The sequence below is a fragment of the Streptomyces sp. TRM49041 genome (assembly GCF_008271805.1).
Taxonomy (GTDB): Bacteria; Actinomycetota; Actinomycetes; order Streptomycetales; family Streptomycetaceae; genus Streptomyces.
Genome location: NZ_VSRY01000158.1, coordinates 179,570 through 189,631, shown reverse-complemented (window position 1 = coordinate 189,631; position 10,062 = coordinate 179,570). Strand labels below are relative to the sequence as shown.

Genomic DNA, 10,062 nt, shown 5'->3' with positions numbered 1-10,062 from the left:
CCGCCGTGGCGGTGCGGCCGGCGCCCGGGCGGCCCTGGGCCGCGCGCGGTGCGGTGGACCCGGACGGGGTGGTGGACCTGCGGTCGTGGACGACGACGTCGATGCCGTCGCCGAGACCGGTCGGCTCCCCGGCCCGCACGGACTGCTCCCGGCCCCGGTGCGGCTGGAGGCGCAGTTCGCCGCCCCCGGTGCGGCGCAGCTGGTGGGCACCGGCCGTGCCGGGCCGGGCGCGCTGGAGGGTCGGGGCGGTGCCGCGTGCCTGCTCGACGGTGAAGCGGTAGGCGCCGCCCTGGCTCTGCCCTGCCCGTACGGTGAGCCGGTCCAGGCTGCGGCCGTCGCCGAGCAGTTCCAGCTCGACGCCCGCCAGATCGCGGCGGCGGGCGCGGGCGGCCAGCCGCAGGGCGACGAAGGCGCCGAGGGCGAGCGCGGCCGCGGCCCCGCCGAGTACGGCGGCCCACCACTGGTCCCACCAGGTGGGCGGCGGGTCGACGCGGACGTCCAGGAACGCGCCGTCCAGGACACGCCCGCCGTCGCCGGTGTCGACGACGGTGACCTTGCCGCCCACCTCGCCGAGTGGGGTGCCGGGGCCGAGGGTCAGGGTGAAGGGGACGTTCTGCCGCCTGCCCGGCTGGACGGTGACGGTGGCCGGGCTGACGCGGAGTTCGGTGCCGTCGGCCTGGTCGGCGAGGGCGAGCCGCAGGGTGTGCGGGGCACTGTCGTTGTTGGTGACGGACAGGGTGCCGCCGACGGTGTCGCCGGGGTGCACGGTGGCACGGTCGACGGCCAGCCCGGCCGTGACGGCGGGCGTGCCCTGGGTGGTCCGGGCGTGCAGCGGGCGCTGGTCGGAGGTGACGCCGCGCGCCGCCATGCGCGTGGTGAGGCGCAGAGCGCCGGTCGCGCCGGCCGGGACGGTGACGGTGCCAGTGAACCGTACGTCCGACGCCGTACGGTCCGGGGCGCGGCCGTCGTCGGCGAGGGCGACGTCGACGGGCGTGAACCCGTCACCGGTGAGCCGCGCGGTGACCTTGATGCCGGCGAGCTGCGCCGGGTCGGTGATGACGACGCCTCGGCGGGTCTGCATACGGACCTCGACGACGGCCTTCTCGCCGGGGCGGGGCGACGCGGGATCGAGGGTGACGGCGGAGCGCAGGCGGCCCTGCCAGATGGCGCGGACGGCGACGTGGTGGTCCCGGTGCCCCTCGGGTGCCTCGATATGGGCGCGCCAGCGGCCGGGCAGCGGGTTCTTCACGCGCAGTGCCTCCACGGGCCCGTCCTGGCCGCTGAGTTCGAATGTGGAGCCGTCGAACTCGCCCTGCGTGGGGACCTTCCGCTTCAGGGGGTCGTAGTAGGTCACGGTGACCTTCGGGTCACGCTTGCTGACGGTGATGGAGCCGTCGGTGGCGATCGGCGGGATGGTCACATAGAGGTCGTTGGGCGGGGTGCCCTCGCCGCCGTATGTGACGCTGGCGCAGCGGGCCGCGGCGAACGTCTCCTGGAGCGCCTTGTCGATGCCGGCCGAGTCGGCGACGACCCGCATCCTGGGCGTGGCGGAGGGCAGGTCGGCGCAGCCGCCCCGGTGGCCGCCCTCGGCCATGGCGGTGAGCGCGGCCCGGTCGATGCCGCTGCCGAAGCCGAGCGGCCAGATCTGTACGTTCTCGCGGCGGGCGCGGGCGAGTTCCTCGGTCAGCCGCTTGGCGCCGTTGGCCTGCCTGCTGGCCGCGTCGGGGCCGTACTCGGGGCTGTCGCCGACGTCGAGCCTGCCGTCGGTGAGGAGGAAGACCACCTTGGGCGTGGCGGCGTCACTCTTCTCGGTGAGCCGGCCGACGGCCTGGCGGATCGCCGCCGGGAAGTCCGTGCCGGGGCCGGTGCGGGCGGGGTCTCGGCGCGACAGCTGCTGGACGCAGTCGCTGAGGCGCTGGCGCCCCGCGGCGTCGGCGACGGTGAGCGGGCAGACCTCGCGTACGGGCGACTGGCCGGGCTTCTCGGAGCTGCCGAACCCGATGACCGCCGCCCGGGAGCGCTCGGATATCTCGCCCTGGGCGAGGAGCGCTGCGGCGTCCACCTCGCGGGCCAGGTCGGCGTCGGACAGGCTCTCGGACTGGTCGACGACGATGGCGAAGTCGATGGGGTCGGCGCCCTCGGCGGGCGCCGCCGGCACGTTCACCGCGGCCGCGGGGGTCAGGGGCGGGGCCGGGGACAGGGCCGTGAGACCCAGGGAAAGCGTCAGGGCCGCGGCCCGGGCGGCACGTCTCGTGCTGATCAGTCGCATCGTCTCTCTCACCACAGTTCACTGAGGAGGGCCAGCGCCGCGCCGAACGCGAGGCACAGGACACCCGCGCGCAGCCATCGGTACTTGGCGGCCAGGACCTGTCCGTGCACGCCGGCCTGGTCCAGGAGCCAGCCGGTGGTGTCCGAGCCCGCCTCGGCGAGCCGGTCCAGGAGCACTCCGGCCGGGGCGCCGGAGGCGAGGTCGCGCAGCAGCGTGCGGTCGGCGCCGATGCGGGTGCGCGGCAGGATCACCGAGACGAGCATCAGCATCCCGGTGCCCCAGAACGCGCCGCCGACGGCGACGAGGGCGACGCCGGGGCCGCTCGTGGGGAGCGGAGCGGGGTCGCGGGCGAAGACCACGGCGAGGAAGGCGAGCGCTCCGGACAGGAGGATCGCCGCCTTCGTGTCGGCGCGGCCGATGTCCTCGCGGACGGTGGCCAGCATGCGCTCCGCCATGAGGCGGATCTCGTCGGGGGGTGCGGGCGTGCCGCTCATTCGTCGTCCCAGTCGTCGAAGTCGGCGCTGGGCCGGGCGGATTCGCCGTGCCGGCGGCCGTCGTGGCGGCGGTCGTCGTAGCTGCGGTCGTCGTAGCGGCGGTCGTCGTAGCGGCGGTCGTCGTACCCTGCGTGGTCCGCGTGCCGTCCCGCGTCGGGGTTCCGTACGCCGTCGTCGTCCCAGCCGGGTGCGCCGCCGTCCCCGTCGCGGCCACGCCCGCGTTCGCGTTCGCGCTCGCGGTCCCGTTCCCGAGCGGACTGCACGCGGGTCGGCTCGTGCACACGGTTGCCGTCGGGGCCGGCGTCCGCGGCCCTGCCGTCGGCAGGCTCCTCCTCCCAGGGCGGCCGCACCGGCTCGCCCCGCGGTGTTCCGTCGGTGAGGGCGCGGGGCTGCGGGCCCGGGACGTCGAGGACGCGGTCGGCGACGCCGCCGAGTACGCCACCGCTGCTGCTGCGCAGGTGCTCCAGGACCTGGTAGGTCATCTGGTCGAGGTCGTGGCGTTCGATGACACCGGTGTCGATCAGCCGGTGGAGCACGGCGAGGAAGTCGGCCTTGCCCTCCCGCTCCTCCGCGCGGAGCTGCCTGCGGATCTCCCACTGCTTGTCGGGGTTGGCCGCCATGTGGTGGGCGATCTGGGCGATCTCGCCCTGCTGGAGCATGACCTGCATCTCCCTGGCCCGGTCGGCGACCAGCTGCCGGTCGTACGCCTCCTTGCGCCGTTCACGCTCGGCCACGCGCCGGTCGACGCCCATGCCGACCAGGGTCCGGTCGGCCTCGGCGAGCTGATCCTGCACGGCCGTGTCGAGGTCGAAGAAGACCAGGACGCGGGTGCGCAGCCCGAGGTCACGGCCGAGTTGCAGCCGCCCCGCGGCGAGTTCGTCCCGTACGGCCTCGTCGGCCCGCTGGGCCTCGGTGATCCCGAACCGGCGGGAGACCGCGCGGAGACCGTCGAGGAGGTCGTCGCGGAGCAGTTCGGCGACGTCCCACACCTGCCGGGTGACGACGAGGTGGGGGTCGTCGACCTCCCACTGGACGGCGGCCCTCGCCTGGAAGAACACACCGTCGCCGGAGGCGGGCAGTTCGAGGGAGAACTCGGTGACGTTGCGGCCGAGGAGCACCTCGAAGACGGTGTAGGGGCCGCCGAACACGGGTGTGCCGTGGTCCTCCTTGCGGTCGGGCCACATGACCCGGTGGCCGCCGTTGCGGTACAGCATGACGGCGGCGATCCGGCCGCTGCGGCGCTTGTACGGCGGCGAGACCTCGTGGAGGAGCGGCCCGGGCGGGCGGGAGTCCTGCGGAGTGCCGTCGTGCGGGGCGCCACCGTGCGGGGCGCCACCGTGCGGGGCGCCGCCGTGCGGGGCAACACCGTGCGGGGCAACACCGTGCGGGGCGCCACCGGGCCGATGGGGCGCGGGTACGGCCGGGGGCCGTTGGGGTGGGGGGCCGGAGTTCATCGCGCGGCTCCTTCCGCCACGGCGTCCCACATGCGGCCCGCCGCGGCCTTGTCCAGGGGTTTGTCCCGGTCGCGTACGAGCCCCGTGAGCAGGCCGCGCAACCGGTCGCGGTCCCGGGGGGTGGCGGCGAGCAGCGACAGGAAGCCGCAGACCGGCCGGAGGGTTTCGGGGTCCCGGGCGGCGCGGCGCAGCAGCGAGGCGAGGCCGTCCAGGGCGGGGTCGCCCGAGCGGGGCGTGCCGAGGGCGTCCCCGACCAGGGCGGCCAGCGTGGGTGCGAGGTCGGGGCGGGTGACGAGCAGTGCGACGAGCAGCGGCCGGGAGCCGTGCGGTTCGAGTTCAGGGACCTCTGTGAGACCCCAGAGGTGGGTGGTGCGCATGGTGAGGGTGCCGATCGCGGTGAGCAGCACCAGGTCGGCGAGGGCGCGGCGGCCGTCGTCCAGCCAGCTGCCGAGGCGCTCGGTGACGGTCTCGGGCTCCGGGGAGGCGAGGAGGCGCATGACGCTGAAGGAGGCGGTGCCGAGGACGTCGGGTGCGTCGCCGCCGTCGGCCCGTACGACGGCGCCGAGCGCTTCCACGGAGGAGCGGACGGACCCGGCGGGCAGGGCGTAACCGTGGGCGAGGACGGCCGTGTCGACGAGCGCGGCGTCGCCGCTCCTCGCCCACTCCCTCAGTACGGCGACGACGGCAGGCTGGACGCGGGGGTCGCGGGCGGCCTCGGCGAGCGCGGTTGCGGCGGCCATGCGGGGTACGCGGCCGTCGAGCAGGGCCATGGGGCGCACGAGTTCGCCGAAGCCGTACACCCAGTCCCAGGAGCAGAGGACCCCGGCGGCGATGGAGGCGCGTACCCACACCTCGGGCCGCGGGTCGTCGCACAGTCCGCGCAGCCAGCGGGACAGGGGGCCGCGCACATTGTGGTGGCCCCGCCACACCTCGTCGAGGACGGCGGTGGCGAGCGCGTCGCCCTGGAAGCGGATGAGGCGGGCGGGGACGCGGGCGGCGCCGAGGTCGAGTTCGCCGTCCTCGAGCACGGAGCGGGCGAGGACGGGCCGGTTGTCGGCGTGGGTGCCGAACAGGCGGCGTCCGACGGGCCGTTCGGGGTCGAGGGTGACGGCGAGTTCCCAGGCCAGCAGTTCGGCGGCCTCGGCGGTGAGGCTGTAGGCGGAGCCGTTGAAGACGGCGACGGCGATCCGGAAGGCGGCGGCGTTCAGCGCGGGCAGGGCCTCGGGCAGGGCGCCGGGCCGGTCGGCGCCGGCGAACCAGACGCGGGCCTGGGCCCGGACGAACGCGCCGCAGTCGTCCAGGAGCTGATCCTGGGTGAGTTCGCCCTTCTGGTGGCGGGCGAGATGGTCGGCGAGCCGGGCGGCCTCGCGGGGGCGCAGTTCGTCGAGGCCGAGGGCGCGGGTGACGTCGTCGCGTGCGGCGAGGTCGCGGGCCCGGTCGAGGGCACCCTCGGGTTCGCCGCGCAGCAGGGTGCGCAGGTGGCGGTGGAGGACCTCGGCGGGGGGCGGGGGCGGGCAGTACACGCCGTAGCGGCCCTGGAGGAGCCGGTCGGCGAGGTCGCCGCTCTCCACGAGCACGATGCCGTACGACTGTCGGTCGCGGAGCTGGCCGCTGAACCGGTCGAGGTGGAGCTCGGTGAGGCGGCGGTGGGCGCCCGCGTGGCGGCGGTGGGCGGGCCCGGCGTCGGCGGCGTCGGTGACGCCGGTGCTGTCGGCTTCCGGGCCCGCGCTGTTCTCGGGCGGGAGTTCCAGGAGGTAGCCGTGGCCCGTCCTGAGCGCCGCGCCGTCGATGGTGTGGACGGTGGTGGTGGGGTCGAGGCGGGTGACGTGGTCGTCGGTGAGTTCGGAGAGAAGGGCGAGGGCGGTGGCGGTGCGGCCGCTGCCGGGTTCGCCGGTGAGGACGAGCAGTCCGTTGGCGCGCAGGAGCTGCTTCATGCGCTGGTAGCCGGTGGTCTCGCAGTAGACGTCGGCGAGCCGGTCGAGGGTCTCCTGGGGGACGTCGCCCTGGACGGCGGGTGGTCCCGCGTCGACCCAGAACTGGTTGATGAAGGTGTTGTCCTCGAAGACCTGGCCGTCGCCGCGGAAGTCGTAGCGGCGTTCGGCGCGGCCGTGTTCGAAGGTGCGGTGCGCGGCCTGCGCGGTGCCGGCACCGCCGGTGCCGCCCGACCCGCCGAGCGGGTTGCGTCCCGCCTGGTCGAAGGGGTTGGGCGGGGCCTCGGGCGGCTGGGCGGCCTCCTGTCCGTCCTTCCCGGGCTGGTCCCTGCCCGCGCCGCCGTCCTTGCCCTGGGCGCCCTGGTCGTGGGGCTGTTCGGCGGGTCGGGGGTCGTCGCCGCGGTGGTCCTGCGGCGGGGCGTCGTCGTGGTCGCTCATGCGCCGTCTCCCTCGCCGCGGTCCTTGCGGATGCCGGTGAAGCCGCCGTGGATGGTGTTGCGCTCGAATACCTGGAGGTCGCCCCCGGCCTGGTAGCTGCGCCGGGGCGGCGGGTCGGCGGTGTGAGGCGGTGGGCCGTCCCCCCGCGTCGGCCCACCGCCGGTCCGTATGGCACCGTCCGTTCCGTCCGGGGTGCCGGGTGCCCCGTCGGTGTCGTCCGACAGGGGTGGTGCGGGCCGCCTGGGGATGTGGAACCAGGCGGTCTCATCGGTCTCCTTGGAGCGGACGCGGGCCGGCCGGTAGTGGCCGGGCTCGACATGACGGCCGCCTTCGGAGACCACGTTGTCGTACAGCCAGCCGGAGACGACGACGAGCAGGTCGGCGTCCTCGGCGCGGGCCATGACATCCTTCGCGGTGGTGCTGTCGCAGAGTCGGCAGGCCAGGTCGACGGCGCGGCCGACGAGTCCCCTGCCGTCGTCGAGGACGAGCCCGGCGTTCATGCCGACGCGGACGCGCAGCGGCCGGTCACGGCCGGCGTTGTGCTCGCGGAGGCTCTCGTAGAGGGTGTCGACCCACCGTCCGACCATGAGCGTCGGCGGTACGTCGGGGCGCAGGGCGCCGAGGATGCCGTCGCCCCGGTCCTCCTGGTGCACGGCGCCGGGCTCGACGCCGATGGCGGCGTACGCCTCGCCGAACGCCTCGTACATGGCGGCGCGCATACGCTTCTTGGCGTCCATGCCCAGCGTCCCGGACGCGCAGGCGTCCCCGAAGACGACCAGCCTGTGGATGGCTCCCGCACTGCTCACTCGGACTCCCTGGGTGCCGTGATGTGCCGTGGTGCTCGGTGTCGCGGTGTCTTGTGGTGACAGGGCAAGCCTGTCCGCGGGCGGCGGCAGGCGATGTAGCCGTTTACACAGCCGGCGGAGTTTTCTCCGCGGGTCCCGCCGTGCGCTGACTCCGGCCCTGGGCGAGGCGGAGCAGGACGGCCATGTCGGTGACGACGACCTGGCGCTGGCCGGTCCGTACGACGTTCTGGTCGCGCAGCTGGCGCAGGGCCTTGGCGACCGCCTCGCGGGTGGCGCCGATGGCGGCTGCGAGGTCGTGCTGGGGCAGCGGTATCTCCAGGACCGTGCCGCCCGGGCCGCGGCGTCCGGCCCGCTGGGCGAGCTCCGCGATACGGGCGGCGAGGCGCTGGAGGACGGTCTCGGAGGCGAGGGAACGGCGCTCGACGTCGGCGCTGCGGAGCCGGGCGCTGAGCTGACGCATGATCAGTGAGGTGGCGTGCGGGCGGGCGGCGAGGAAGCGGCGGAACCGGTCGCCCGAGACGGAGACGGCGTCGACGCGGCCGAGCGCGGTGACGGTGGCGCTGCGGGGCCCCTGGTCGACGGCGGCGAGGTCGCCGACGACCTCGCCGGCGCCGCGCAGGGCGAGGATGAGTCGGGTGCCGCGCTCGGTCTCGACGGAGACGACGGCCCAGCCGGAGAGCAGGGCGAGGACATAGGCGGAGGTGTCGCGCTCCCGGATCATGACGGCGCCGGGCTCGTACACGCGGGGTGCGCCCTCGGCGAGAAGGGCGCGGCGGTCCTGGGCGGTGAGGGCCTCGAGGAATGAGCGGTCCTGCCCGAAGAGACTCATACCGCACCCCTCCCCCGTGATTCGCACACCCGGACGGGGGTCTGCGTGTTCGCTTGATTCGTCTGTGTGTTCGCGCGCTTTTCGATTCGCGCGGCAGCTCAAGTGACCTTGATGACAACGAGGTTGACGTTGCGTCACTCCATTGGGGTGAAGAACGCTAAGGGCTGGCCACAGGCCCGTCAACAAACAGCGAAGCGCACCGGGCGCAGAGCGCTCGGACCCTGCGCCCCGTGTGCTTCGCATATGCGCCCCGCACTCGCGGAGTGCGCCCTGCGTGCGCCCCCGGTAAATGCGCGGCATCTGCTCGTTCACGGGCGGCGCGGGCCCTGCGGCCCGCCCGCCACTTGTAGAAGCTGGAGCGGGCGACCTCCAGCACGGCACACAACCGCTTCACGCCCCAGGCGCGGTGGTGGTCCTCGATGACCTGGAAGCGGTTGGTCACCAGGTCATCTCTTGTGCGAAAAACTTCGTCGCCTTGCGGAGAATGTCCCGTTCGGTGGCGAGCTTGTGCATCTCCTTGCGGGCTGCCGCCAGCTCCCGACGCAGGGCCTCGTTCTCTGCCTGAAGCTCCTCGGCCGTCGGCGGGGAATCCACCGTGTTCTTCTCCGTGCTCGTGCTCGTCGTGCTGCCCCCGCCTCGGCGGGCCCGTTCGGCCCGCACCCAGTTACGCAGCGTCTCGCGGCTGATCCCCAGATCCTTGCCGATGCCCTCGAAGGTGTGGCTCGGGTCCAGGTACAGCGCGACGGCGTCCGCCTTGAACTCGGGCGAGTAGACCTTCATCACCATAAAAGATGCCTCCTACCCGACCCCTCCCGGGGCCGGGCTCAGAAGTGTCCACCACTCGGGGACAGGTCCCCCCGAAGAGGAACCCCAGTGTCTGCCTTCGAGTTCAGCCCTGCTGCTCTCCGACGCATCCGTACCGAACGCGGTATCGGTCAGCGTCGGCTCGCCCGCCAGATCGGGCGTACCCACACCAACGTCAGCGGCTACGAGTGCGGACGTTCCGCCCCGTCGTTGCCGACGCTGGCGGCCATTGCCGACGCCCTCGGCGTGTCCATGGACGACTTCAAGACCCGCGCCGACCGCAAGGAGGTGTCGGTGTGATGGAGATCGTCAAGGGCTCCAGGCCTTCACCGAGTCCGAGCGCAAGCGGCTGCTTCGGCTGCTTCGGCTGCAGGCCACCACGAAGCGGCTGTTCGCTCCCGGCCATGACGCCGAGCTCAAGTCCTTCCTGATCAAGGCAGGGGCCGACGGCACCGAGGTCATCCGCACGGTGGACGGCATCGCCAGCCCGGCCGACGCCCTGACCCACACCGCGAAGTTCGCGTTCGGCCACATGGTCATCGCGGGGTGGCCGGTGAGAAGGCCCGAAAGAAGGCGGAGCGGCTGGAGGCCAAGGCCGCCGCGAAGGCCGAGGGCCGGACCCGCAAGCCCAAGAAGGTCACGGCCAAGGTCGGCCGCGCCACCTTCACCGGGCGCATGGACGGCGAGCACTTCGTCTACGAGGTGAAGGGCAAGGAGCGCCGCACCCTCAAGTTCCAGGCCATCTGACCGGCCCGCCCCCGCCGGGCGGTCGGCTCAGGCCGCCCGGCTCCGAGGAGCCCCGTGTTCAAGATCCAGTTCCGCAACCCGGCCGGTCGCCTGGTCACCGCTCAGCTTCACGACCCGGCCGAGATGCGCAAGCTCGCCGACGAGGCCCGGCGCGACGTGCCCGACGCGCGCGTCTGTCAGCTCCGCATCCGCGAGGTGGCCGTGGACGAGGCCAGCGGCGATTTCGTCTGGGCCGACGTTACCGACGACTTCACTCGTTAAGACGAACGAACCCGGCCGGGGGTGCTGCC

Annotated in this window: 10 protein-coding genes; 3 read left to right on the top strand and 7 right to left on the bottom strand. The window is 74.0% G+C overall.

The genetic code is table 11. From position 1 onward, the window contains the following. The 7 genes from FVS66_RS26530 to FVS66_RS26500 all read right to left on the bottom strand — a co-directional run. Window positions 1-2,269 (bottom strand): VWA domain-containing protein (locus FVS66_RS26530; RefSeq protein WP_149183741.1); only part of this gene is annotated, 2,269 nt, incomplete at its 3' end. Between the two features lie 8 nt (window positions 2,270-2,277). Then, entirely contained in the window at window positions 2,278-2,763 is a 486-nt protein-coding gene (locus tag FVS66_RS26525) for a Pycsar system effector family protein (RefSeq protein ID WP_262387222.1), read from the bottom strand. Continuing rightward, window positions 2,760-4,217, bottom strand: a complete 1,458-nt coding sequence (locus FVS66_RS26520; protein ID WP_187645706.1) for a hypothetical protein — start codon at window positions 4,215-4,217, stop codon at window positions 2,760-2,762. Before FVS66_RS26520 ends, FVS66_RS26525 begins: the two co-directional genes overlap by 4 nt. Continuing rightward, entirely contained in the window at window positions 4,214-6,586 is a 2,373-nt protein-coding gene (locus tag FVS66_RS26515; protein WP_149183740.1) for a hypothetical protein, read from the bottom strand. The genes FVS66_RS26520 and FVS66_RS26515 overlap by 4 nt, the downstream gene beginning before the upstream one ends. Next, window positions 6,583-7,392 (bottom strand): hypothetical protein, encoded by an 810-nt coding sequence (locus tag FVS66_RS26510; RefSeq protein ID WP_149183739.1) that lies wholly within the window; start codon window positions 7,390-7,392, stop codon window positions 6,583-6,585. Before FVS66_RS26510 ends, FVS66_RS26515 begins: the two co-directional genes overlap by 4 nt. A gap of 103 nt (window positions 7,393-7,495) precedes the next feature. Then, window positions 7,496-8,221: a Crp/Fnr family transcriptional regulator gene (locus FVS66_RS26505; RefSeq protein WP_149183738.1), complete on the bottom strand. Its 726-nt coding sequence runs from the start codon at window positions 8,219-8,221 to the stop codon at window positions 7,496-7,498. Window positions 8,222-8,659: 438 nt separating this feature from the next. Then, complete coding sequence (locus FVS66_RS26500; RefSeq protein ID WP_149183737.1) at window positions 8,660-9,007, bottom strand: transposase; 348 nt, start codon at window positions 9,005-9,007, stop codon at window positions 8,660-8,662. 87 nt (window positions 9,008-9,094) lie between these two features. On the opposite strand from FVS66_RS26500, the gene FVS66_RS26495 reads away from it, so the two are divergent. From FVS66_RS26495 to FVS66_RS26485, 3 genes are all read left to right on the top strand, one after another. Beyond that, on the top strand, window positions 9,095-9,325 hold the full coding sequence (locus FVS66_RS26495) for a helix-turn-helix transcriptional regulator (protein ID WP_149183736.1): 231 nt from the start codon (window positions 9,095-9,097) through the stop codon (window positions 9,323-9,325). 246 nt (window positions 9,326-9,571) lie between these two features. Beyond that, entirely contained in the window at window positions 9,572-9,772 is a 201-nt protein-coding gene (locus FVS66_RS35235) for a hypothetical protein (protein WP_187645705.1), read from the top strand. A gap of 54 nt (window positions 9,773-9,826) precedes the next feature. Continuing rightward, window positions 9,827-10,033 (top strand): hypothetical protein, encoded by a 207-nt coding sequence (locus FVS66_RS26485; RefSeq protein ID WP_149183734.1) that lies wholly within the window; start codon window positions 9,827-9,829, stop codon window positions 10,031-10,033. Window positions 10,034-10,062 lie beyond the last annotated feature (29 nt).